Annotated in this window: 19 protein-coding genes; 9 read left to right on the top strand and 10 right to left on the bottom strand. The window is 72.8% G+C overall.

Features of this window, described 5'->3' with window-relative positions; genetic code table 11:
- The first annotated feature begins 176 nt into the window (after positions 1 to 176).
- Entirely contained in the window at positions 177 to 407 is a 231-nt protein-coding gene (locus tag ABTW95_RS08350; RefSeq protein WP_396449204.1) for a DUF397 domain-containing protein, read from the top strand.
- Between the two features lie 67 nt (positions 408 to 474).
- On the top strand, positions 475 to 2,010 hold the full coding sequence (locus ABTW95_RS08345; protein ID WP_396449205.1) for an AMP-binding protein: 1,536 nt from the start codon (positions 475 to 477) through the stop codon (positions 2,008 to 2,010).
- A 115-nt stretch (positions 2,011 to 2,125) separates the two neighbouring features.
- On the opposite strand, the gene ABTW95_RS08340 is transcribed toward ABTW95_RS08345, so the two are convergent.
- Both ABTW95_RS08340 and ABTW95_RS08335 read right to left on the bottom strand, forming a co-directional pair.
- Positions 2,126 to 3,661, bottom strand: a complete 1,536-nt coding sequence (locus ABTW95_RS08340; protein ID WP_396449206.1) for a DHA2 family efflux MFS transporter permease subunit — start codon at positions 3,659 to 3,661, stop codon at positions 2,126 to 2,128.
- A gap of 333 nt (positions 3,662 to 3,994) precedes the next feature.
- The gene (locus ABTW95_RS08335) at positions 3,995 to 7,255 is read right to left on the bottom strand and encodes an NACHT domain-containing protein (protein WP_500225631.1); all 3,261 of its coding nucleotides are present in this window, start codon (positions 7,253 to 7,255) and stop codon (positions 3,995 to 3,997) included.
- Positions 7,256 to 7,441: 186 nt separating this feature from the next.
- Here ABTW95_RS08335 and ABTW95_RS08330 point away from each other — a divergent pair, with 186 nt between their 5' ends.
- The 3 genes from ABTW95_RS08330 (at position 7,442) to ABTW95_RS08320 (ending at position 9,801) form a co-directional block, all read left to right on the top strand.
- Complete coding sequence (locus tag ABTW95_RS08330) at positions 7,442 to 8,245, top strand: MBL fold metallo-hydrolase (protein ID WP_500225630.1); 804 nt, start codon at positions 7,442 to 7,444, stop codon at positions 8,243 to 8,245.
- Between the two features lie 69 nt (positions 8,246 to 8,314).
- Positions 8,315 to 8,791, top strand: coding sequence for a MarR family winged helix-turn-helix transcriptional regulator (locus ABTW95_RS08325; RefSeq protein ID WP_500225628.1), 477 nt, complete (start codon positions 8,315 to 8,317; stop codon positions 8,789 to 8,791).
- Between the two features lie 86 nt (positions 8,792 to 8,877).
- Positions 8,878 to 9,801, top strand: a complete 924-nt coding sequence (locus tag ABTW95_RS08320) for an LLM class flavin-dependent oxidoreductase (protein ID WP_396449210.1) — start codon at positions 8,878 to 8,880, stop codon at positions 9,799 to 9,801.
- A 43-nt stretch (positions 9,802 to 9,844) separates the two neighbouring features.
- Here the strand turns inward: ABTW95_RS08320 and ABTW95_RS08315 are convergent, their stop codons facing one another.
- Positions 9,845 to 10,630 carry a class I SAM-dependent methyltransferase gene (locus ABTW95_RS08315; RefSeq protein WP_500225626.1) on the bottom strand — a complete coding sequence of 262 codons (786 nt, stop codon included), beginning with the start codon at positions 10,628 to 10,630 and terminating at the stop codon, positions 9,845 to 9,847.
- A gap of 48 nt (positions 10,631 to 10,678) precedes the next feature.
- Between ABTW95_RS08315 and ABTW95_RS08310 the strand changes: the two genes are divergently transcribed.
- Positions 10,679 to 11,266 carry a TetR/AcrR family transcriptional regulator gene (locus ABTW95_RS08310; RefSeq protein WP_396449212.1) on the top strand — a complete coding sequence of 196 codons (588 nt, stop codon included), beginning with the start codon at positions 10,679 to 10,681 and terminating at the stop codon, positions 11,264 to 11,266.
- Between the two features lie 60 nt (positions 11,267 to 11,326).
- Here ABTW95_RS08310 and ABTW95_RS08305 read toward each other — a convergent pair whose 3' ends face one another.
- Positions 11,327 to 12,067: an FkbM family methyltransferase gene (locus ABTW95_RS08305; protein ID WP_396449213.1), complete on the bottom strand. Its 741-nt coding sequence runs from the start codon at positions 12,065 to 12,067 to the stop codon at positions 11,327 to 11,329.
- Between the two features lie 93 nt (positions 12,068 to 12,160).
- Here ABTW95_RS08305 and ABTW95_RS08300 point away from each other — a divergent pair, with 93 nt between their 5' ends.
- Both ABTW95_RS08300 and ABTW95_RS08295 read left to right on the top strand, forming a co-directional pair.
- A complete protein-coding gene (locus ABTW95_RS08300) occupies positions 12,161 to 12,679 on the top strand; it encodes a SigE family RNA polymerase sigma factor (RefSeq protein ID WP_396449214.1) in 519 nt (172 codons plus the stop codon).
- On the top strand, positions 12,669 to 13,904 hold the full coding sequence (locus ABTW95_RS08295; protein ID WP_396449215.1) for a hypothetical protein: 1,236 nt from the start codon (positions 12,669 to 12,671) through the stop codon (positions 13,902 to 13,904). The genes ABTW95_RS08300 and ABTW95_RS08295 overlap by 11 nt, the downstream gene beginning before the upstream one ends.
- A gap of 57 nt (positions 13,905 to 13,961) precedes the next feature.
- Here the strand turns inward: ABTW95_RS08295 and ABTW95_RS08290 are convergent, their stop codons facing one another.
- From ABTW95_RS08290 to ABTW95_RS08275, 4 genes are read right to left on the bottom strand one after another with little or no spacing between them, the layout of a single operon-like run.
- Positions 13,962 to 15,110 carry an acyl-CoA dehydrogenase family protein gene (locus ABTW95_RS08290; protein ID WP_396454967.1) on the bottom strand — a complete coding sequence of 383 codons (1,149 nt, stop codon included), beginning with the start codon at positions 15,108 to 15,110 and terminating at the stop codon, positions 13,962 to 13,964.
- 5 nt (positions 15,111 to 15,115) lie between these two features.
- The gene (locus ABTW95_RS08285; protein WP_396449222.1) at positions 15,116 to 16,060 is read right to left on the bottom strand and encodes a hydroxymethylglutaryl-CoA lyase; all 945 of its coding nucleotides are present in this window, start codon (positions 16,058 to 16,060) and stop codon (positions 15,116 to 15,118) included.
- Positions 16,061 to 16,071: 11 nt separating this feature from the next.
- Positions 16,072 to 18,018, bottom strand: coding sequence for an acetyl/propionyl/methylcrotonyl-CoA carboxylase subunit alpha (locus ABTW95_RS08280; protein ID WP_396449217.1), 1,947 nt, complete (start codon positions 18,016 to 18,018; stop codon positions 16,072 to 16,074).
- A gap of 8 nt (positions 18,019 to 18,026) precedes the next feature.
- Entirely contained in the window at positions 18,027 to 19,640 is a 1,614-nt protein-coding gene (locus tag ABTW95_RS08275; RefSeq protein WP_396449218.1) for a carboxyl transferase domain-containing protein, read from the bottom strand.
- An 87-nt stretch (positions 19,641 to 19,727) separates the two neighbouring features.
- Between ABTW95_RS08275 and ABTW95_RS08270 the strand changes: the two genes are divergently transcribed.
- Entirely contained in the window at positions 19,728 to 20,318 is a 591-nt protein-coding gene (locus ABTW95_RS08270) for an SACE_7040 family transcriptional regulator (RefSeq protein WP_396449219.1), read from the top strand.
- Here ABTW95_RS08270 and ABTW95_RS08265 read toward each other — a convergent pair.
- Both ABTW95_RS08265 and ABTW95_RS08260 read right to left on the bottom strand, forming a co-directional pair.
- Positions 20,315 to 21,664 carry an extracellular solute-binding protein gene (locus ABTW95_RS08265; RefSeq protein ID WP_500225621.1) on the bottom strand — a complete coding sequence of 450 codons (1,350 nt, stop codon included), beginning with the start codon at positions 21,662 to 21,664 and terminating at the stop codon, positions 20,315 to 20,317. The two genes, ABTW95_RS08270 and ABTW95_RS08265, sit on opposite strands and share 4 nt — an antisense overlap.
- Positions 21,661 to 23,757, bottom strand: coding sequence for a vWA domain-containing protein (locus ABTW95_RS08260; RefSeq protein ID WP_396454395.1), 2,097 nt, complete (start codon positions 23,755 to 23,757; stop codon positions 21,661 to 21,663). Before ABTW95_RS08260 ends, ABTW95_RS08265 begins: the two co-directional genes overlap by 4 nt.
- Positions 23,758 to 23,915 lie beyond the last annotated feature (158 nt).

The raw sequence follows: 23,915 nt of genomic DNA, 5'->3' as shown, positions 1-23,915 counted from the left end.
GTGCGGAGTGGTCACCGGCGAGCGTTCGCTATCTTGCTCCCCAAGTCGTGCAGATGCAAGACCGTCTGCATGAACGAATGCAAGAACGAATGCACGTGCATCTCGTACCATTGTGTGGGGTGGGGCGAGATCGCGGTCTCCCCACGGGGAGACCAAGACGCCTAGAGGGGGCAGACATGGACGGCCACCACATGTCGGACGTCCGGCGCACCGGGCTCGTCTGGCAGAAGAGCCGGCGGAGCAACCCGTCCGGGAACTGCGTCGAGATGGCCGAACTCCCCAGCGGGGAGATCGCCGTGCGCAACTCCCGGGACCCCGAGGGAGCGATCCTCGTCTACACGCGCGAGGAGGTCGAGGCCTTCGTGGGCGGAGCAAAGGACGGTGACTTCGACCACATTCTCGTCTGACGCACCACCCGGCGGCGCAAAACCGAATCCCATTCCATTCCGCCGCCGAGCCCGGTAGGTTGCGGCCATGCACCTGGGGCAAATCGCAGCTCAGACGCCCGACAAGCCCGCCGTCGTCATGGCGGGCTCCGGGCGGGTCGTCACTTTCCGGGAACTGAACGAGGAGTCCAACCGGCTCGCGCAGCTGCTCCGCGCGGAGGGGCTGCGCCCGGGGGACCACATCGCGTTCATGCTGGAGAACCATCCGCTCTACCTGGCCATAGCCTGGGCCGCCCAGCGGTCCGGGCTCTACTACACCGCCATCAGCTCGCGGCTCCAGCACGAGGAGCTCGCCTACATCGCGGGCAACTGCGAGGCCAAGGTCTTCATCACCAGCGCGTCGATGGAGGCCGCCGCGCAGAACCCGCCGGACGTGCCGCTGCGCCTCATGCTCGGCGGCACGGCACCCGGCTACGAGTCCTACGAGGAGCGCGTGGCCCGGTACCCGTCCACGCCGATCGAGGACGAGTGCGAGGGCATGGACATGCTCTACTCGTCCGGCACGACCGGCCGCCCCAAGGGGGTGAAGCCGCCGCTGTCCAAGGCGCCGATGGGCGAGGCCGGCCCGCTCTACATGCTCATCTCGCACCTGTTCGCGGCGGACGCCGACTCGGTGTACCTGTCGCCGGCGCCGCTCTACCACGCCGCGCCGCTGCGCTACTCGCTCGTCTTCCACCGGCTCGGCGCCACCGTCGTCGTGATGGAGAAGTTCGACCCGGAGAAGGCCCTCGCGACCATCGAGAAGTACCGCGTCACGCACAGCCAGTGGGTGCCGACCATGTTCATCCGGATGCTCAAGCTCCCGGACGAGACCCGCGCCCGCTACGACGTGTCGTCGCTGGCCTGCGCCGTCCACGCCGCCGCGCCCTGCCCCATCCCGGTCAAGGAGCGGATGATCGAATGGTGGGGCCCGATCCTGCACGAGTACTACGCGGGCACCGAGGGCAACTGCTTCGTCTACACCAACTCCGAGGACTGGCTGACCCACAAGGGCACCGTCGGGCGCTGCATCCTGGGCGAGGTCCACGTCTGCGACGAGGAGGGCAACGAGCTGCCCCCGGGCGAACCGGGAACCCTGTACTTCGGCAACGGCCCCACGTTCGAGTACCACGAGGACGAGGAGAAGACCGCCGCCTCGCGCGACCCGAAGGGCCGCGGCTGGTCGACCCTCGGCGACGTCGGCTACGTCGACGAGGACGGCTTCATCTACCTCACCGACCGCCGCGCCTACATGATCATCAGCGGCGGTGTGAACATCTACCCGCAAGAGGCCGAGAACGTCCTCGCGGTGCACCCCAAGGTCGCCGACGTCGCCGTCTTCGGCGTCCCCGACGCGGAGATGGGGGAGGCGGTGAAGGCCGTCGTCCAGCCCCTGTCCATGGACGACGCCGGCCCGGAGCTGGAGGCCGAGCTGATCGCGTACTGCCGCGACCATCTCGCGCACTACAAGTGCCCGCGCTCGGTCGACTTCCGCCCCGAACTGCCGCGCCACCCCACCGGGAAGCTCTACAAGCGGCTGCTGAAGGACGAGTACTGGGGCGACAAGCGCCCTGCGACCGCCTGAGAGCGCCCAGGACGGCGAAACCCCGGCCGGGTCCCGCTCGGGATCCGGCCGGGGCGTGGAACGCGCCAGAGGCGCTCTGGCGGCTGGGCCCGGTGCATCGGCCCAGCGGCCCGGCCTAGTGGATCGGCACCGGCGCGTCGACCGCCGCGGCCTCCGGCTTCCGCCGCGGCAGCAGCAGCGCCGGCAGGAACGCCAGGGCGATCAGGCCGACCGCGTACCAGTAGGTGTGCTGGAACGCGTCCGCCATCGGCCCGGCGATCTTCTCCATGATCGCCGGCGGCACCTTCTCGGTGCTGCCGATCTCGCCGCCGGCCCCGCCGCCCAGCTTGCTGGTGAGCTGGTTCGCCAGCAGCACCGACATCATCGCGGTGCCGATGGACGCCGACACCTGCTGGATGATGTTCAGCATCGTGCTGGCCCGCGGCACCTCGTCGTGGGCGAGGGTCTGGATGGCCGCGGCCATCGTCGGCATCATCGTCAGCCCCATGCCGAGGCCCATCACGAACAGGACGCCGCCCAGCGTCCAGTAGGACGTGTCGCCTTGCAGCACCGCCGCGAAGGACGCCACCGACAGCGTCACGACGACCAGGCCGCCGAGCACGACGCGCCCGGGGCCGATCCGGTCGGTGAGCTTGCCGCCGATCGGCATCGTGACCATCGCGCCGAGGCCCTGCGGCGCCAGCAGCAGGCCGGCCGCCATCGCGCCCTCACCGCGCACCACCTGGTAGTACAGCGGCAGCAGCAGCATCGCGCCCATGAACGCGGTCACGAACAGCACCATGGTGCCGGACGCCGCCGCCACCGACCGGCGCTTCAGCAGCCGCAGGTCGATGAGCGGAGTGCGGGCGAGCAGCGCCCGGAACACGAACGCGATCATCAGCGCCGCGCCGGCCACCGTGAACACCAGCGGCTCGGTCTGGAGGAAGTCGCGCGCCTCGGCGCCCCTGGCCACGCCGTAGATCAGCGACGCCAGGCCGGGGGACAGCAGTATCAGCCCGAGCAGGTCGAGCCGCTCGGCCGGCTTCGGCTCGTCCTTCTTCAGGATCCTCGCCGCCAGCGCCAGCGCGACGATGCCGATCGGCAGGTTGATGAAGAAGATCCAGCGCCACGACACGTCGTCGACGAGCCAGCCGCCGATGATCGGGCCGAGGATGGGGCCGAGCAGCATCGGCACGCCGACGATGCTCATCACCTGGCCGACCCGCTGCGGCCCGGCCGCCTGCGTCATGATCGTCATGCCGGCCGGCATGATCATGCCGCCGCCGAGGCCCTGCAGCACCCGGAAGACGATCAGCGACTCGGCCGACCACGCCAGGCCGGCGAGCGTCGAGCCGGTCACGAACAGCAGGATCGAGACCATGTACAGGCGCTTGGTGCCGAACCGCGCGCAGGCCCATCCGGTGACGGGGATCACGGTGGCGAGCGCGAGGGTGTAGCCGGTCGCCACCCACTGGATCGTCGCCAGCGAGGTGCTGAACTCCTTGGCCAGGTCGTTGATGGCCACGTTGACGACGGTCACGTCCAGGATGGACATGATCGCGCCGAGGACGACGACCCCGGCCACGGCGAGGACGCCGCGGTCGAGACCACCGCCTGCGCCGGATCCCTTCAGCGGGGCGTCCGCCGTCTGTTGAGACGCGGGAGCGGTCAACTCTCTTCCAATCGTCGGGGCCCGCACGCGGGCACGCAGGACCGTGGGCACGTTTCAGGGGGTGAGCCGCAAAAATACTGCAGCGACTGACACTTTCGCGAACCGTTAAACTTCGCGCGCTCCGGGAGTATTCCAGCGCCCTACGACAGAACCCCCCAGCTCTCCGCCGTTCACGGTGCGACCTCGACCAAGGTCGAGGTCAACGAGATGTGACGCATCAGACACCGGACTCCTCCCTTCGCGGGTCACAGGGGGCAGACCGCCGCCCGCCCCGGAACTCATCGCTTCGGCGAGAAGAACCCGACCCGCCGGCGGTGTCGCTGATGAGGCCGATCAGCGGATCTTCAGCCGCCGTCCCAGCGCCTCGGCCCCGCGGACGTCCTGCCCCGCCCGGATCGTCACCGTCAGCCTGCGGTTGGCGGCCAAGGGCGACAGATCCAGCCCTGGCGCGGCGTCGGCCAGGATGAGTTCGCGAAGGCCCGGCAGGGACGCCAGCGGTCCCAGATCGGAGAGCCGCCGGCAGTTCTCGAGATCGAGAAGCGTCAGCCGCGGGAGGCTTTGCAGCGGCCGCAGGTCCTCGATCTCGGACCAGCCCACGTGCAGCCTCCGGACGCCGGTCAGGAGAGAGAGCGATCCGAAGTCGGTCACCTGCTTGCAGCCGGGGATCCAGAGATCGGTGAGCGGCAGGTCGGCCAGCGGACGGAGGTCCGTCAACCCGTCGCAGCGCCCCACGTACAGCTGACGCAGCCCGGGAATCTTCGCGCCGATGTCCGCGAAGCCGCCGGCGAGGTCCGTGTCGCTGATGTCCAACGACCGCAAGCGCCCGAGGGGGAGCTCGTCGAGGCTCGCCAGGCGGGTGCAGCCGAACAGCGAAAGATGGGTCAGCTCCGTCTGCCGCTTCACCGGGGAGAATTCGCTGATCCTCTCGCAGTCCGACAGCCAGAGCTCGTCGAGCCGGGGCAGGGCGTCCAGGAAAGCGGGGTCGCCGAGCAAGTGGCTGGGGAGCACGATCTCAAGGCTGCGCAGGGCAGGGAGGGGCGGCAAACCTGCGAGATCCGGGACCAGGTTCTCCGCCTCGAGGCTCAGGTGGACCAACTCGCCGGCGTGAGGGCTGAGGAAATCGAAGTCGTCGATGTCCTCGGCATCGACGCTCAGGTCGGATAGCGGGGGCACCTTTCCGAGTGCTTCCATCTGCCGGGGCTGCCGGTGGATCCTCAGGGTTCCGCCCGCAGGGGACCGGCCGAGGACATGCTCGGCGTACTCGTCGGCGTCGAAGTAGCTCCACGCCTGGTTCAGTTCGTCGCGCACGCGCCGCCGGGTGTCGCGGGCGTAGCGCGCCAGGAGGTCCAGCGCGCCGGGCCCGTTGATCAGCCAGGCAGTCTGCACCGTCGCCGAAGCAGCGGCCTCGCTGAGCCCGTCGAGGGTCTCGGGCAGCCGGGCGAGGACCGGTTCGCCGGCGGTGGCGAGGGACCGGGCGGACGCCTCGTCACGGGGCGGGATGAGGTCGTCCAGGCATTCGTCGAGGTCGCTGCGGAGATCGTCCGGTACGGAGGGGAGGGTCTCCAGGCAGGCGATCGCCATGAGCTTCAGGGCGCGGCCCCGCCGCCTTTCGGCGCGGGCACGGGCCAGGATGCCGCTCAGGAGTTCGCGGCGCAGGGGCTCGTTGGCATGGCCGGCGGCCATGATGACCGTTTCACGCCAGGTGTCGCGGTGCGCGTGCTGTACGAGCAGCTCCATGTCGCCGAGGTCCGCGGCCTGCTTGGCGGCGAGGTACTCCTGGACGGTCCGGTGCACGAAGTCGATGCGCCCCGGCACCGGCTCGCGGAGTACGCCGCTGCGCTGGAGCAGCTCGCCCAGGACCTCGTCCGGAGGGACCCGGACCTGCGGCATCGACGCCAGCCGGTCGGCGACGAGCCGCTCCACCATGCGCTTCGGCAACTCGACGCGGGAGCTGGTCGAGAGATGCCAGGCGATGTCCTGCAATATGCGGATCTTCTGGTCGCGTTCGAGGGCGCCCGGGATGCCGCGTCTGGCGTCCCGCGTCTCCAGGAGCATGTCCAGCGCGGCCCCGTACAGGCCCATGCGGTTGCGGGGGAGCACCTCCCGGTCGAGGTTGAGCGCGCACAGCATGGCGGCGAGCAGCGGGCTGGACGCGAGCGTCCGCAGGTGCGGCGCCGACTCCAGCCGGGCCAGGAGCCGCGCCTCGTACGAGGGGAGGCGCTGCGGCGGGCAGGGCAGGTCGGGGCAGTCGCGGACCGCGTTGTGCCAGTGCCGGACGAGCGTCCGGATGTCCGCCGGGGCCAGCTGCTCGAGGAACGCCGTCGCGAACCCCTCGGCCCGCAGCCAGTCGGAGCCGGCGGCGGCCGGACGCGAGGTGACGATGATCCGGATTCCGTGGAACGCGCCGACTATCCCCTTGAGCCACGTCCGGACGGCCTGGCGCTGGGCTCCGGGGACCTCGTCCACGCCGTCCACGAGGAGCAGCGCCCGGCCGGACCCCAGCCGCCGGTGCGCCCACCCGCGCGGCATGATCCCGGCGAGATGGCCGGCGACGTCGTCGATGAACTCCTCGGGACGCGGCAGCGGCTTGCCCGCGTGGCTCCGCAGCTTGACGACGAACGGGACGCACCCGTTCCAGTCCCGCAGCGGGCCGCTGAACGAACCCCGCGCGGCCGTGACCGCGAGCCAGCGGAGCAGCGTGCTCTTGCCGCCGCCCGCCTCACCGCGCAGCAGCATCAGCCGGTGGCCGCCGAGGGCCGCCTCGACCCGGACGGCGCCCTTCCTGACCTCGTCCCGCCAATCGCTGATCGGCACGGCGCGGGGCGCCTGCCGCCGAGGCTCCCGCCTGCTCTCGTCGGACACGTTGAGGCTGATGTAGGCGACGCTCAACGTCGTCTGCGGACGGGTGAACCGCTCGAACCGCACCCCGAACAGCTCCAGCGTGTCCAGGGAGTCGCTGATCGAGGCGAGGTACCTGCGGGTGAACTCGTCGTCGTCCGATTCGCCTTCGGGTGCGTCGAGGGTCCGGGCGGGAAGCCGGGCGAGGACGGCGTCCACCTGATCGGCCAGGCCGCTCAGCCGGCTCAACATCTCGACGGACGCGCGCGGGCCGAACTGCGGCAGGTGGACGATGATGCGCGCGAGGCAGTCGCAGCACTCGTCCAGTACCACCTCGTAGAGTCGCGCCCCGGCCTCGCCCAGTTCGAACTCGGCCTTCCGCGCCGGAAGCCGCGACCGCAGCCCCCGGGCCAGCTTGACCGGATCGGCGTCGGCGGCGAACAGCGCGTCGTCCGAGAGGTCGGCGCGGTCGAGGGTGCGGACGACCTCGTCCAGCGCCGCGACGCGGTCGCCGTCGGTGAGCCCGCCGAACTCGTGCCCGGCGAAGGTCATGAGCCGTTCGGCGACGGAGTCGGCGATGCCCTCGAACTGCCGCTGGACGCGCCGCCGCTTGATCTCGTCCGGGAAACCGGTCTTGATCAGCTCGACGAGGTCCTTGCCCGCCCCGTCCCTGGCGGACCGCCCCGCGAGCCACCGGCCCACGGCCAGCTGCGCCACCGACCCGCCCACCCGTAACGCGGCGACCTCGACGGACACGGAACCCCCAATGCACGGAGAGAGGCCATTATGACGAGAAGTGCTCCCGCACATCCACGCGATCTCGACGACCAGGCCGCCGTCCCGCCGCTCAAGGTGGCGCACTCTTTGCGGACCGGTAACCCGAGTATGGGCGTTCGGCGACACACTGGGGCATATCACCCTCAATGCGACATTGGGGGAGTCATGTTCATCTCACGACCGGCGCCGGACGTCGTCGCCCTGACGGACGCGGTGCCGCTTCCCGGTATCGGGTTCCTCCCGGTCAACGCCTACGTCCTGTACGCCGGGGAACCGGTGCTGATCGACACGGGCCTGCGGTCGTCGAGCCCGGAGTTCGTGGAGGAACTCTGGTCGCTCATCGAGCCCGCCGACCTGCGGTGGGTCATCCTGACCCACCCCGACGGCGATCACACCGGCAGCGTCTTCGAGATCCTCGACGCCGCCCCGAACACGCGGCTGGTGACCGCCATGCCGGACATGGACCGCCAGGCGCGCGAGCGCAGGATCTCGCCCGAGCGGGTATTCCTGCTCAACCCCGGCGAGTCGCTGGACGTGGGCGACCGGCGGCTGCTGGCGTTCCGTCCGCCCTTCTCCGACAGCCCGGCGAAGCTGGGCCTCATCGACGACGCGACCGGAAGCTGCTTCAGCTCCGACGGCTTCGGCGCCCCGGTGACCACCGCCGACTTCCTCGAAAGCGACGACATCGGCGCTGTTCCCGAGCCGGACCGCATCGCGGGCCAGCGCCTCTGGGCCGCGGTGGACAGCCCGTGGCCGTCCGGCATGGACAGGGATGCCTTCCTCTCCACCCTCCTGCCCCTCCGCGACGTCGACCCGCCGGTCGTTCTGAGCTCCCACCTGCCGCCGGCCCACCACAAGGCCGAGGCGCTGCTCGACACCTTGGCGAACGCCCAGGACGCCTGCCACGGCGTCGGCCCCGACCAGGCAGCGCTCCGCCGTATGTTCGCGGAGATGGCGGCCCGCACCTGACACTCGGCCGAGCCGCCTCTCAAAGCCGTCCCCGGTGGTAGTTCGTTGCGCGAACTGTACGCTGGATGCATGCGGAACCGGGATGACGAGCAGATCGGGGCTGTGTCGGCGCTCGTGCGGGGCGCGTTCTTGGTGAATGCCGTCTATACCGAGTCGGCGCGGGAGCACGGCATCACGTCGCAGCAGGGCCAGCTGCTGTGCGTGCTGATGGCGCGGCCGCGCGGGATGAGCGAACTCGGCGCGATGCTCGGGCTGGCCAAGTCGAGCCTCACCGGCCTGGTGGACCGCACCGAACGGAACGGCCTGGTCCGCCGCGAACCCGATCCGCAGGACATGCGCGCGGTCCGGGTCGCGCTGACTCCGCAGGGCGGCGCCCTCGCCGAGGAGTTCTACGCCGAGACCTGCCGGCGAGTCGAGAAGCTGACGGCGGGTCTGAGCCCCGCCGAACGCGACGCGCTCGCCGGGTTGCTCGGCCGCGTCGTCTTGGACAACGAGGTCCCCGTCGTCTTCCTGGAGCCGGCCGAAGGGGCCGGGCGCGACCGCTGACACTCCGGCGGGGTTTGAAGTTCGTACTGCGAACTATTATCGTTCGTGGTACGAACTCATCTCTTGTCTGTGGGAGCGTGGATCAGATGGACTCGGCATTGGCGCAGGATGTCGTTTTCGGCTTCGGAGCGCATAGCGTCATCGATGACGCGGCCGCACTGCTGCGCATGGCGCAGCAGGCCGACCGTGACGGGCTCGACCACTTCTCGCTGTCGGACCATCCCTACCTCGGCGAACGCCTGGACGCCTATGCCGCGATCGGCTTCATCCTCGGCCGCACGGAGCGCATCACGGGTTTCGCCAACGTCTCGAACCTGCCGACCCGGCCCGCGCCCATGCTGGCGCGGACGGTGACGTCGCTGTCCGCGCTGTCCGGCGGCCGCGTCATCCTCGGCATGGGCGCGGGCGGGCTGTGGGACCGGATCTCCGACATGGGGGTGCCGAAGCTCTCACCGGGCGAGGCCGTCGACGCCTTCGAGGAGGCGATCGTCCTGGTCAAGAAGCTGTCGGGCGGCGGCCCACCGGTCACCTACCGCGGCGCCCACTACCGGGTGAACGAGATCGCGCCGGCTCCGGTGGCCGCGCCGCCCGTGTGGACCGGGTCGGTCGGGCCGAAGTCCCTCGCCGCCACCGGGCGAGTGGCCGACGGCTGGATCCCCGGTCGCGCGGCGGACTGGCGCAGCGAGCGCTACCGGACGTCCCGCCCGGTCATCGACGAGGCGGCGGAGGCGGCGGGCCGCGATCCGCGCGAGATCCGCACGGTCTACAACCTGCCCGGACGCATCACCGACCGGCCGCTCGCCGCCACCCGCGACCGCAATGGACGCTGGATCGGCGGCTCCGCCGACCAGTGGATCGACGAGCTGACCGAGGCGGTGCTGGAGTACGGCGCCTCCGGGTTCACGCTCTTCTCGTCCGGCGGCGGGGCGCAGGACCTCGTCTCCCTCGCCCGCTGGGGGCAGGAGATCGTCCCGGCGGTGCGCGAGGCGGTGGCGAAGCGGACCGCTTAGCGCCACGCCTGCCGGCGGGCGGCGACGGCGCCGCGGCCGCCCCTCAATTGCGGGACGCGACCGCCACCACGGTGGTGTACCCCATGGTGAAGGCCCCGCCGACGGCGTCGATCGCGGCGCCGATGCCGTCGAGGACCTCCCGTTGCTTGTCGGCCGGAAGCTGGGAGTGGAGGCCGAACGTGGGCACCTGCTCCAGCCATTCGTCCCGGGTGTAATGGCGCTCCCAGTCGAAGCGCCACTCTTCCGGAGCGCCGTACGCGCCCGTCTCCCGCATCCCGTCGGACGCCTTGCCGCACAGCACCGAGTACGCGTCCGCGTTCGGCGTCGGGCGGTGGAAGAGCGGCGAGTCGGGCATGACGCGCCGGTAGACCGCGGTGAAGGCTTCCCCCAGGCCGGACGGAGGCTCGAACGCGTTCCAGAACACGGCCAGACGCCCCCCGGAGCGCAGCGCCTGTGCGGCCTTGGCCGCACCGGCGACCGGGTCCACCCAGTGCCACGCCTGTGCGGCTATGACCGTGTCGAACGTCCGCCCTGCGGGTTCCCAGTCCTCGATCTTCGCCACCTCGGTGTCCACGCCGCTGCGCCGGGCCAGGTTGGCCATGCGCGCGTCCGGCTCGACGCCGAGCACCCGGCAGCCGGCCGCTCGGAACTGCCGGGCCGCGATGCCCGTGCCGCAGCCGACGTCGAGGACGTCGGGCCCGCCCGCGGCGAGCCGCCGCACGAGGGCGTCCGGGTAGCTGGGCCGGGTCCGGTCGTAGCGGTCGGCGTCGGCGCCGAACGACTCCGCCACGTGGCGCTGGTGATGGGGCTCGTTCGATAGAGTGGGCATGTGCCCACCATAGTGGGCGCTTGCCCACTCGTCTAGGGGGGATGCGCGGTGCCGACGGGAGTGGCCCTGCGGGACGTCCGCGAGCAGCTGTTCGACGCCGCCGAGCGGATCCTGCTCCAGGACGGCCCCAGCGCGCTGACCAGCCGGGCGGTCACCGCGGAGGCCGGCGTCGCCAAGGGCGTCCTGCACCGGCACTTCACCGACTTCGACGCCTTCCTGGCCGAGTTCGTCATCGACCGGGTCGGCCGGATGGACCCGCAGGCCGCGGCCCTGCGCGAGTCCGCCGGCACGGGCGCGGTCATCGACAACCTCACCGACGCGCTGGCGGCCCTGTTCGCGTCCGTCGCCGTCGCGATCGTCCCGCTCGTCACCTTCCGGACCCGGCTCCGCGTCCTGCTCCGGCGGACGTGGCCCGCCGGCGTGCCCGTGCTGACGGAGGCCGTGACCATCATCGAGTCCTACCTCGCCGCCGAACGCGATCTGGGCCGCCTCGCGCCGGGCGCCGACGTCGAGACGCTCGCCCCCACCCTCATCGGCGCCGCGCACCTGCTGTTCGCCGACCGCACCGGCCCCCGGCCGGAGCGCGACGCCGTCCGCAAGATGGTGTCCACGGTCATCGGCGGCGCCCTTCACTGACCCCCCGATCCTCCGATCAGGGCAGGAACGGCGCCTGACGGCCCTCGGCCGGCCCGGTGCTCAGCCGCGCAGCCGGGCGTAGACGTCCCCGGAGCGCCCGCGCGGCCTGATGCGCTCCAGCTGCCGCCGCAGCTCGGACGCGTCCAGCCACCGCGGGGCGGCGAACCGCATCGTCTCGACGGGGGAGTAGTTGTACTCGTACGCGCCGAGCTCCTCCACGATGCGCAGCACCTCCAGGGAGGCGTCGTGCGCCGACGGGATGTACTCGAACGACAGCGCGGGCACCGGCTGGGACAGGCCCGCGAGGACGTCCGCCTCGAAGCCCTCGACGTCGATCTTGCAGAAGGCGGGCACGCCGTGCACCGCGATGAGATCGTCCAGCGTGGTCACCTCGACCTCGGCCGACCGGTCCCAGCGGACGCGCGCGAAGCTGCTGTCGGCCGTCACCGACTCGATCCATCCGGGCGACATGGACGACACGGTCGGCGTCGCGCTGGACAGCGCCAGCCGGGCCTTCCCCGGCTTGGCGCCGGCGGCGCCCGGTACGATCACGACGTCCCGGTCGCGCCCGAAGAAGAGCCGCAGGACGCGCAGGCAGTCGGGCTGGGGCTCGACGGCCACCACCCGCGCGCCGAGCCGCCGCCACACCCGCACCCGGCCGCCCACGTGGGCGCCGATGTCGAAGGCGACGTCACCGGCCCCGAGGAACTGCCCGTAGAGGCGCATCGCGCGCCGGTGCTTGCCCGGAACCCCGTAGTACATGACCAGCGAACGAGCGATCCCATAGGCGCGCAGCAGCATCCACCGACCCTACCCCGCCGTCACCCGCGCGAACGGGCGTGCAACAGATTCGGCGGAACGGGCGTCCTGGGTGTGAAAGGAAAGGACGGGCCTTTGGACGACGACGGCGTGACGTACGAGGAATTCGTGGCGGCCCGTGCGCAGGCGCTGCTGCGGTACGGCTACGTCCTCACCGGCAACGCGGACGACGCGGCCGACCTGCTGCAGGAGGGGTTGATCAGGTTGCGCGGGGCCTGGGGACGGGTCGTCAACAAGCACGATCCCGAGGGGTACGTCCGGAAGATCATGTCGCGGCAGCACATCAACATGTGGCGGCGGCGCAGGCGCGAGCACCTCGTCGGGAGCGTGCCGGAACGGCACTACGACGACGGCGGCCTGGAGCGGGCCGAGCACGACCCGCGGCTGTGGGAGGCGCTGACGACGCTCCCGCCGAGGCAGCGCGCGGTGCTGGTGCTGCGCTACTACGAGGACCTGTCCGACGAGGAGATCGCCGGGACGCTCGGCATATCGCGCGGGACGGTGCGCAGCCAGGCCTCCCGCGCGCTCGACAAACTTCGCGCGGACTGGCGGCCGGCCGCCGCGTCCGCCGCGGGAGGGCATCATGACCGATGATCTGGACCGCGCACTGCGCGGCACGCTGTCGACCGCGGCGCGGGAGGCCCCGGGGCTCCCGCCGGAACTGCTGGAGCGCGTCGAGGCGGGCCACCATCGCAGGCGGCGCCGCCGGGCGGCGGCCGCCGGGCTCGCCGTCGCGGTGGCGGTCGCCGGGACCGGTGTCGCCGGCGCCCTGGCGCGCTCGGCGGACGAGGCGGCTCCCGTCGCCGCGGACGGCCGGCTGAAGCCGCTGTCGCCCGCCGACCTCGGAACGCCGGTGAAGGTGCGCGAACGGTGGCCGGACGCCGTCCGGAGCGTCCCCGGCCGGCTGCCGAACGGGCGCGAGCTGCACCCCGTCGAGCTGCTGGGCGACGGCACGCTGGTGGCCGCGACATGGTCGTCCCTCCAGATGCCGGACAAGCTGTGGTCCTACGACCTCGCCGCCGGCGAGGCCCGGACGATCACCGACATCGTGGTCCCGCGCGGATCGAGGATCTACGCGTCCGACTTCACCATCGCGGGGGACCAGGTCGTGTGGTGGCTGTCGTACCGGGCGAAGGGCGGCGACAGGGTCGAGGTCTGGGGCGCGCCGCTCGCGGGCGGCGCGGCGCACAAGATCACCGGGCTGCCGGGGCGGGACGTGTCGACGCTGCTCGCCGAGGAGGACGGCGTCGTCCTGGCGACGAGCGACGGCGTGTACCGGGCGCCGCTCGCGGGAGGCGCGGCCGAGCGGATCCCCGGCACCGAAGGCTTTGAGATCGTGTCCTGGCCGTGGATCGGCTCCCCCGCCTCCCTGAAGGGCGGCGTCGGCTACATCCGGTACCGCACGCTCTGGAACGTGAGCACCGGGGAGCGCCGCAAGGCCCGCCTCGCGCCGTTCAAGGGGGCGTGGACGTGCGGCGTGACCTGGTGCGTCGGCGGCCCCGCGTCCGGGGTCACCTACCACGGCGACGTGAAGACGGCCGTCCAGCGCAGGGACGGGAAGGCCGGCAGGACGCTGCCCGGCGACCGCGTCGGGCCGACACAGCCCCCGATCTACGGGCGGTACCTCGCGTACTTCCCGGAAGGCCCCGCCAAGACGAAGACCCACATCCTGTACGACATCGAGTCGGGCAGGCTGCTCGACACCGGGATACGGCGGACGCACGAGGTGCTGGGCTCCGTGCGGAACAACCAGGACCCGCAGTACTTCCTTGAGGCCGAGGGCGGGACGGTGCTGCTCGACCTGTCGAAGATCCGCTGATCGTGCGGCCGGCCCGTGGCGCGCGGGCCGGCCGCTCCGTTCGATCAGGCCGCCCGATCAGGACGGCGGGAGGCCGAGGGCGCGGGCGATGAGCATGCGCTGCACCTCGGAGGTGCCCTCGCCCACTTCGAGGATCTTGGCGTCGCGGTAGAACCGGCCGACGGCGTACTCGTTCATGAACCCGTAGCCGCCGAAGATCTGCGTGGCGTCGCGGGCGTTGTCCATCGCGGCGTTCGAGGCGACCAGCTTCGCGATCGCCGCCTCCTTCTTGAACGGCTCGCCGCGCAGCATCTTCGCGGCCGCCGCGTAGTAGGCGAGGCGGGAGGTGTGCGCGCGCAGCTCCATGTCGGCGATCTTGAACTGCACGGCCTGGTAGCGGCCGATCTCCTTGCCGAACGCCTGCCGCTCGCGGACGTAGCGCAGGCACTCGTCCACGCAGCCCTGGGCGAGCCCGACCGACAGCGCGGCGATCGCGATGCGGCCCTCGTCCAGGATGCGGAGGAACTGGGCGTAGCCGCGGCCGCGCTCGCCCACCAGGTTCTCGGCCGGGACGCGCACGTCGTCGAAGGACAGCTCGCGCGTGTCGGACGACGACCAGCCCACCTTCGAGTACTTGCGGCCGACGGTGAAGCCCGGGGTGCCGTTCGGGACGATGATCGTGGAGATCTCGTTCTCGCCGGTGTAGGCGGTGACGGTGACGAACGCGGTGATGTCGGTGCCGGAGTTCGTGATGAACGCCTTCGACCCGTTGATCACCCAGGAGTCGCCGTCCAGGCGGGCCGTGGTGCGCATGCCGCCCGGGACGTCGGAGCCGCCGCCCGGCTCGGTCAGCCCGAACGCGGCCAGCTTCTCCCCGGACGTGAGCTGCGGCAGCCACCGCTCCTTCTGCGCGGCGGTGCCGAACCGGTAGATCGGCATCGCGCCGAGCGAGACGCCGGCCTCCAGCGTGATCGCCACGGACGAGTCGACGCGGGCGAGCTCCTCCAGGGCGAGGCAGAGCGCGAAGTAGTCGCCGCCCATGCCGCCGTGCTCCTCGGGGAACGGCAGCCCGAACAGCCCCATCTTGCCCATCGCGGCGACGATCTCGTACGGGAACTCGCCGCGCTCGTACAGGTCGCCGATCACCGGGGCGACGCTCTCGCGGGCGAACCGCTCGACCGTGCGCCGCAGCTCCTCCTGCTCGTCGCTGAGCGTGAAGTCGATCATCAGTGCTACTCCGAATCGGGTGACGGGGACGGTGCGGGGGACGGGGTGGGCGACAGGGCCTGGACCACGCGGGACGGGCTGGGCCGGCCGAGCCGCTCGGCCATCCAGCGGCTGGTGGCGGCGAGCTTGTCGAGGTCGACGCCGGTGTCGATGCCGAGGCCGTTCAGCATCCAGACGAGGTCCTCGGTGGGCAGGTTGCCGGTGGCGCTCTCCGCGTAGGGGCAGCCGCCGAGGCCGCCGGCGGAGGCGTCCACGACGGTGACGCCCGCCCGCAGCGCGGCGAGGGTGTTGGCGAGCGCCTGCCCGTAGGTGTCGTGGAAGTGGACGGCGAGCCGGTCGGGGCCGATGCCCGCCGCGGCCAGCGCCTCGATGAGCGCGGTGACGTGGCCGGGCGTGCCGACGCCGATGGTGTCGCCGAGGCTGAGCTGGGAGCAGCCCATGTCCATCATGCGGGACGCCACGGACACCACCTGCGGGATGGGCACGTCGCCCTCCCACGGGTCGCCGCACACCATCGACACGTAGGCGCGCACCCAGAGGCCCTCGGCGCGGGCGCGCCGCACGACGGGCGCGAACATCGCGAGGGACTCGTCGACGGTCCGGTTGAGGTTGCGGCGCGCGAACGTCTCGGTGGCGCTGCCGAAGACGGCGATCTCGCGGACGCCGTTGGCGAGCGCCCGGTCGAGCCCCCGCTCGTTCGGGACGAGCACCGGGTAGCGCAGCCCGGGCGAGCGCGGCAGGACGTCGAGCAGCTGCTCCGCGTCGGCGAGCTGCGGAACCCACTTGGGGTGGACGAAGCTGGTCGTCTCGATCGTGCGCAGCCCCGCGTCCGCCAGCCGGGTCACGAACTCCGACTTGACGTCGACGGGGACGACCGCCTTCTCGTTCTGCAGGCCGTCCCGCGGCCCGACCTCGTAGATCGTGACCCGCTCGGGAAGCCCGGAAAGCATTACCCGCACTGTCAAGCCTCCTCGATCACGGCCAGCACCGCGTCCAGCGCGACCTGCGCGCCCGCGCGGACCGGCAGCTTCGCCACGACGCCGGCGAGCGGCGCGGTGACGGTGTGCTCCATCTTCATCGCCTCGACGACCACGAGCGCCTGCCCGGCCTCGACCCGGTCGCCCTCGGCAGCCTTGACCGCCAGGACCGTTCCCGGCATGGGGCTGCGCAGCACGCCGTCGCCGGCGGCGGCCGCCGCGGCGCCGCCCTCGGCGCGGACGTGCTCGCTCAGCGCCCACACGTGCCCGCCGCGGCCGAGCCACAGCGTGCCGCCGTCGCGGACGGCCTCGAAGGAGGTCGTCCTTCCACCGTAGGTCAGGGTGAACGGGCCGCTCAGCGCCGCGTCGACCGGTTCGCCGTCGCCGATCGCGACGCGCGCGGACGCGGCCCGGCCCTGCACGCGGACCTCGACCGGGTCGCCGCCGGACGGCGTGATGATCCACGGCGCCCAGGCGTGCGCGCCGGGACGCCAGCCGTCCGGGATGTCCCAGGGGTCGCCGGCGCCGTCCGCGGATTCGAGGGCGCGCATGCGCTCCAGCGCGGCGGCGGCGAGCACCTCCGGCGGGACCGGCCCGCTCGCCGTCAGGTCGTCCAGCGAGCGCTCGACCAGGCCCGTGTCGAGATCGCCCGCGACGACCGAGGGGTGCCGCACCAGCGCGCGCAGGAACGCGACGTTCGTCGGGACGCCCAGCAGCGTGTACCCGGCGAGCGCCCGGTCGAGGCGGTGCAGTGCCTCGGCCCGGTCCGCGCCGTGGACGATCACCTTGGCGAGCATCGGGTCGTAGGAGCCGCCGACCTCGGTGCCGGTGTCGAGCCCAGAGTCGACGCGGACCCCGGCGGGTTCGCCGAGCGCCAGCACGCGCCCGCCGGTGGGCAGGAAGCCGCGGGACGGGTCCTCCGCGTAGACGCGGGCCTCGATGGAGTGCCCGTCGAGGCGGACGTCGTCCTGCGTGAACGGCAGCGGCTCCCCGGCGGCGACCCGGAGCTGGAGCTCGACCAGGTCGAGGCCCGTGACCAGCTCGGTGACCGGGTGCTCCACCTGCAGCCGGGTGTTCATCTCCATGAAGAAGAACTCGCCGGGGCGGTCGGCGGAGACGATGTACTCGACGGTTCCGGCGCCCGCGTATCCGACGGCCCGCGCGGCGGCGACGGCGGCGGCGCCCATGCGCGCGCGGGACTCCTCGTCCAGCAGCGGGGACGGCGCCTCCTCGATGATCTTCTGGTGCCGGCGCTGCAGGCTGCACTCGCGCTCGCCCAGGTGGACGGCGCCGCCGTGCGCGTCCGCGAACACCTGGATCTCGATGTGCCGCGGGTTCTCCACGAAGCGCTCGGCGAGCAGCGTGTCGTCGCCGAACGAGCCGCGCGCCTCGCGGCGGGCGGAGGCGATGGCCTCGGGCAGGTCCGCCGCGTCCCGCACGAGCCGCATGCCCTTCCCGCCGCCCCCGGCGGACGGCTTGAGCAGCACCGGCAGCCCGACCTCCAGCGCGGCGGCCTCCAGTTCGGCGTCCGAGAGACCCGGCTCGTCGCGCCCCGGGACGACGGGGACGCCGGCCGCCGCGACCGTCCGCTTCGCGCGGATCTTGTCGCCCATCGCCTCGATCGCCTCGGCGGGCGGGCCGATGAACACCAGCCCCGCCTCGCCGCACGCCCGCGCGAACGCCGTGTTCTCGGCGAGGAACCCGTACCCGGGGTGGACGGCGGGCGCCCCGGCGGCGCGGGCCGCCGCGATCACCGCCTCGATGTCCAGGTACGACGGGATCAGCAGGGCCTCGTCCGCCTCCCGCACGTGCCGGGCGCCCGCGTCGGCGGCGGTGTGCACCGCCGCGGAGCGGACGCCGAGCCGCCGCAGCGTGCGGAACACGCGGACGGCGATCTCCCCGCGGTTGGCGACCAGGACGCTGTCGAACATCAACACCCTCACATCCGGAAGACGCCGTAGCCGACCGGCTCCAGCGGTGCGTTGGCGGCCACCGACAGCCCGAGCCCCAGCACGCGCCGGGTGTCGAGCGGGTCGATCACCCCGTCGTCCCACAGCCGCGCCGTCGAGTAGTAGGGGTTGCCCTGCGCCTCGTACTGCTCGCGGATCGGCGCCTTGAACCGCTCCTCCTCCTCGGCGGGCCACTCCTCGCCGCGCGCCTCCATCCGGTCGCGGCGGACGGTCGCGAGGACGCTCGCGGCCTGCTCCCCGCCCATGACCGAGATGCGCGCGTTCGGCCACATCCACAGGAACCGGGGCGAGTACGCCCGGCCGCACATCGCGTAGTTGCCGGCGCCGAACGAGCCGCCGATGACGACGGTGAACTTGGGGACGCGGGCGCACGCGACGGCGGTGACCATCTTCGCGCCGTGCTTGGCGATGCCGCCCGCCTCGTACTCGCGGCCGACCATGAACCCGGTGATGTTCTGCAGGAACACCAGCGGGACGCTCCGCCGGTCGCACAGCTCGATGAAGTGCGCGCCCTTCTGCGCGGACTCGCTGAACAGGATGCCGTTGTTCGCGACGATCCCGACCGGGTGCCCGTGGAGGCGGGCGAACCCGGTGACGAGCGTGGCGCCGTACTCCTTCTTGAACTCCTGGAAGCGGCTGCCGTCCACGATCCGGGCGATGACCTCGCGCACGTCGTAGGGGGTGCGCGAGTCGGGCGGGACGATCCCGTACAGCTCGGCCGGGTCGGCGGACGGTTCCTCGGACGGGACGACGTCCCACGGGCGCGGCTCGCGCGGGCCGAGCCCGGCGACGATGTCGCGGACGATCCGCAGCGCGTGCGCGTCGTCCTCGGCGAGGTGGTCGGTGACGCCGGACGTCCGGGAGTGCAGTTCGCCGCCGCCCAGCTCCTCGGCCGTCACGACCTCGCCGGTCGCGGCCTTCACCAGCGGCGGCCCGCCGAGGAAGATCGTCCCCTGGCCGCGCACGATCACGGCCTCGTCGCTCATCGCCGGGACGTACGCGCCGCCCGCCGTGCACGAGCCCAGCACCGCCGCGATCTGCGGGATGCCCTTCCCCGACAGCGTGGCCTGGTTGTAGAAGATGCGGCCGAAGTGCTCGCGGTCGGGGAACACCTCGTCCTGCCGGGGCAGGAACGCGCCGCCCGAGTCGACCAGGTAGACGCACGGGAGCCGGTTCTGCAGCGCCACCTCCTGCGCGCGCAGGTGCTTCTTCACCGTGACGGGGTAGTACGTGCCGCCCTTGACGGTGGCGTCGTTGGCGACGATCACGCACTCGCGGCCGGAGACCCGGCCGACGCCGGTGATGATCCCCGCGCCCGGCGCCTCGCCGCCGTACATGCCGTTCGCGGCCAGCGGCGACAGCTCCAGGAAGGGCGAGCCGGGGTCGAGCAGCGTGTCGACCCGGTCGCGGGGGAGCAGCTTCCCGCGCGCGACGTGCCGCTCGCGGGCCCGCTCCGGCCCGCCGCGCCCGGCCTCGTCGATGCGCTCGCGCAGCTCCGCGACCAGGGCCTCGTTGTGCGCGGCGTTCGCCTTGAACGCCTCGCCCGCGACGTCGGCGCGGGTCCCGATCTCGGGTCCGGCCATGGCCCCCCTCCCGGTTAACGCTCATTAACAATGCTTGTGCAGGGCCGATGTTAACGGCCGTTAACAACTCTAGTCTAGACTGCCCCCATGACCTCCCCACGGGCCGCGGCGCTGGACGGCCCGCCGAACCCGCGCCGCGCCGAGATCCTCGGCGCCGCCGCCGAACTGTTCGCGCGGCGCGGCTACCACGGCGCGTCCATCGGCGACCTCGGCCGCGCCGTCGGGCTCACCGGCCCCGCCCTGTACCGGCACTTCAGCGGCAAGGAGGCCGTGCTCGCCGAGATGCTCCTCGACATCAGCGAGCGGCTGCTCGCCGAGGGCGTCCGCCGCGCCGCCGACCCCGACCCCGCGCGCGCCCTCGACGCGCTGCTGCGCTGGCACATCGCGTTCGCGCTCGACAACCCGGCGCTGATCACCGTGCACGAGCGGGAACTGGACAACGTGCCCGAGCCGCAGCGGCACCGCGTCCGCCGGCTCCAGCGCGCCTACGTGGAGGAATGGGTCGCCGTCCTGCGCCGGCTCACCCCCGGCCTGCCGGACGACCGGACGCGCGCCGCCGTCCACGCGTGCTTCGGCCTGCTCAACTCCACCCCGCGCAGCGCCACCGGCCTCGACCGCGACGCCATGGGCGACCTCCTGCACGCGATGGCCCGCGCGGCGCTCGAAGGCGTCCGCTAGCAGGACGCCGTGCGCCCGTCCAGCGACCGCTCGACCGCCCGCGCGAACGACTCGGCGTCCGTCCCGGCCCCGTCGAAGATCTTCTGCACGCAGCCGCGGAACGTGCCGGTGAACGTGCTGTAGTGCGGGGTCACCGGGCGCGGCCTGGCCCGCCCGAGCGCGGTCACCACCGCGCGTCCCAGCTGGGTGAGCTGCGCCTGGTCGGGCGTCTCGACCTCGCCCGGTCCGGGCGGCTGCCCGGTGAGGGACGAGCACGCCGCCGCCTTCACGTCGGCGGGGGAGTGGCGGCCGGGGGACAGGCCGAGCGCCGAGTAGCGGCCGGGCGCGAACCCGCCGCAGGAGAACAGCAGGCGCTGGCTGCCCGTCCCGCTCAGGAACTCCACCAGGTCGGCGGCGGCGTCCGGGTTCGGGGAGTGCTTCGACACCGCGAGGTTCTGCCCGCCGAGGACGGTGCTGCCCGGCAGCGCCGTCACCCCGAACCGCAGGCGCGCGCCGTCCCGCATCCGGGGCTCGGACGCCAGCGCCGAGAACGCGTACGGCCAGTTGCGCATCAGCCTCGTCCCGGACGCGAACGCCTCGATGCTCTGCAGCTCCCCGTACCGCCGCGACGCGGCCAGCGGCCCGTGCACGCGCGCCGCGAGCCGGGACAGCGCCGGGTACACCTTCGTCCGCAGGTCGTCCTCGCTCGGCCGAGCCTCCCCGGTGAGCCGCCCGGCGCCGCCGTCGTTCCACACGGCCTCCAGCGCGTTCACCGTCAGCCCCTCGTAGTCGGCGAGCTGCGTCGCGACCTCGGACTGGGCGAGCCCGGGCCACGCGGACGGCGGCGTCACGCCCTCCCGGTAGTAGAGGAGCCCGACGTCCACGTTGAAGGGGACGGCGTACTGCTCGCCGTCCCACTCGCCCGTCCGCAGCGCCGCGGGGAAGAAGTCGTCCAGGTCGTCGATGCCCTCCAGCGGACGCAGGTAGCCGGCGTCGGCGAACTGCGCCGTCCACGTGTTGTCCATGATCAGGACGTCGTAGGCGCAGCCGCCGGACTCCTCCACCGCCTTGATCTGGCTGTGCTGCAGGTCGGTGGACTCCGCCACCTCCACGAGCGTGGCGTGCGGGTGCGGGCGGCCGTCCGGGTAGCGGCCCTCGTTCCACTGCCGGATCAACGCGCGCCGCTGGTTCTTCAGGCTGACGTCCGTCCCGCCCGCGACGAACAGCTCGGCCCGGTCGCAGCCGGCCTTCATCGCCGGGTACGACGCGTCCGGCCACAGCACCGCCACCAGCCACGCGGCCAGCACGAGCGCCGCCCCGGCCGCCGCGGCGACCCAGGCCCTCCGGCTCTGCGGCACCCCTCTCATCGCAGCTCCGACAGCAGTTCGGCGGCCTGCTCGGCCTCGGGCGCCCCGGTCAGCGCCACGCAGCCCTTCCCGTCCTCCGGGCCGAGCGCGGCCGCGATCTCCTTCACGGGCGAGGCGTCGCACGTCGCGGGGCCGGTCAGCACCACGGTGAGCCGCAGCCCCGGATGCCGCTCGCGGAACTCGCCGGACAGCCACTTCACCCGCGACCCGAGCCCCGGGTTGGTGGCCGGGACCTGCCCGTCGGTGACGAGGACGAGGTTCTGCCTGCCGGGCCCGAGGCCGGCCGCCGCGATCGCGTCGCTGAGCGGCTGGTCGGCCCCGCCGGACGCGACCGCCTGCAGCCGGCTGGTGATCGCGCTCTTCTGCTCCGGGGACGCCGCGTCCTGCGGGACGTTCCCGAACGTCTCGGGGCTGCCCGGCGGCGCCGTCGCCGACGACACCTGCAGGCCGGCGCGGTCGTTGCTCTGCAACTGCGCCACGAGGCTGCGCAGGAACGACGTCCCGCGCGCGAGGCGGGAGCCGCCGCGGGCCTGCGCGGCGCCGCCCATCGACCCGGACACGTCCAGCATCAGCGACACCGACGTCCGGGGGCGCGCCGCCCCGATCCGGTCGAGGGTCTCCTGCACGCCCGCCGGCGGCTGCAGCCCGACGACGGGCGGCATGACGCGGGCGCCGACCATGCCCTGCAGCCGCGACAGGTAGTAGTGCCGGGTGTCGCCCTCGCGGGGCGCCGGGACGACGCCGCGGTCGTCGCGGAACCCCTGCAGCGTCAGCGGGTTGCGGTCCAGCCACTCGCGGAACGCGGTGACCGCCGCGTCCCGCTCCCGCGTGTCCTGGCCGCGCCACCTGACCTGGACGAACGGGTGGTCCAGCGTCGGCAGGTCGGTCGCGTAGTAAGGGTGCAGCCGCCACTCGGCGTAGGGGGCGGCGCCGGGGTCGACGGCCCCGCAGCGGTCGCCGAGCGGCCGCCCCATGTCGTAGTCGTGCAGCGCCTGCTCGGGCACGGCGACGGCGATGTCGTCCGGGGGCTCGGACTGCTGCGCGGCGGCCCGCTCCCGGAAGCGGCACAGCAGCGACACCGCGTCCGGGGCCACCAGGTCGGCGGGTTCGGCGAACCGCTCGTCCGCCGCGTCGCCGCCCGGCATCCCGTCGTACAGCGCGGGCGTGACGGCGAGCGCCGCCGCCGACGTCTCCGGGACGGGGCGGGCGATCGCGCGCAGCCGCACCCCCGCGTCCGCGATCCGGTCCAGCAGCGCCGCCGTGGCCGGCGCGATCGGCGCCGCGATCGGGTCGGCCACGGACTCGTGCGCCTTGGTGAACAGCGCCAGCACCAGCGGCGACGTCCCGACCGAGCCGCGCACCCGGAACACCGGGTCGCCCTTGCCGGCCGGGGCTCCCGCGACCGCCCCCGCCGCCGTGGTCTGGCCGGGCCCCTTGGGGACGAAGTCGTACTCCGCCGTCGACGACGGGATCCAGATGTCGGGCTGCGGGCCGAACAGCTGCTGGTCGTCGGCGTGGCCCGGGTCGGCCGCCTCGCTGTGCCGCCACAGCAGCCGGAACCCGTCGTACAGCGAGACGGGCCCCGCCTCCGGGACGACGGTGACGCTGTACTCGCGGCAGCCGCGGTCCTCGCTGTCGTCGGCGAACTCGGCCGCGGCGGCGCGCAGCGGCGTCAGCGTCTCCGGCGCGGTGAGCACCCGCAGTTCGAGGGGCTGCCCGCACGGGCTCGCGTGCTCGCGGAGCCGGTGCACGCCGGTACCGGCCAGCAGCACGAGCGCCATCAGCGCGGCCCCGCCGAGCCCCCACCCGAGGACCGCGCCGCCCCGCCGCAGCGTCCGCGACACGCGTTCCAGGACGGCGTGCACCATCCGCGGGTAGAAGGCGAACAGGGCGCCCGTCACCACGGCGAGGATCAGCAGCGCGACGGCCGCGTTCAGCCAGAACGTGCCGTGCACCAGCGTCACCCCGAGGCTGACGATCAGCGCCGAGCACACGTCGATCGCGATGACCTGGAGGATCCGGCGGAGCCAGCCCGGTAACCCGTCTCGGCGCCCGGGGCCGGGTGGCCGGCCGCCGCCGTACGGTTGCGTCATCCCCGTCCCATCGACGCGCAGGTTCGCTCTCGGCCCCCGGTTCTGACGCTTCATGATACGTAGCCGCCCCCTCACGGTCAGGCGGGTTTCGCTGTCCGGGGCCGGTCGGTCTTCGCGGGGCCGGTGCGCCCGACCGTCTTGACGGACCGCCAGCAAGG

Source organism: Spirillospora sp. NPDC127506 (assembly GCF_040302145.1).
In the GTDB taxonomy this organism is placed as follows: Bacteria; Actinomycetota; Actinomycetes; order Streptosporangiales; family Streptosporangiaceae; genus Spirillospora.
The sequence above is the reverse complement of the archived record's forward strand: the minus strand, read 5'-3'. Positions and strand labels throughout refer to the sequence as shown.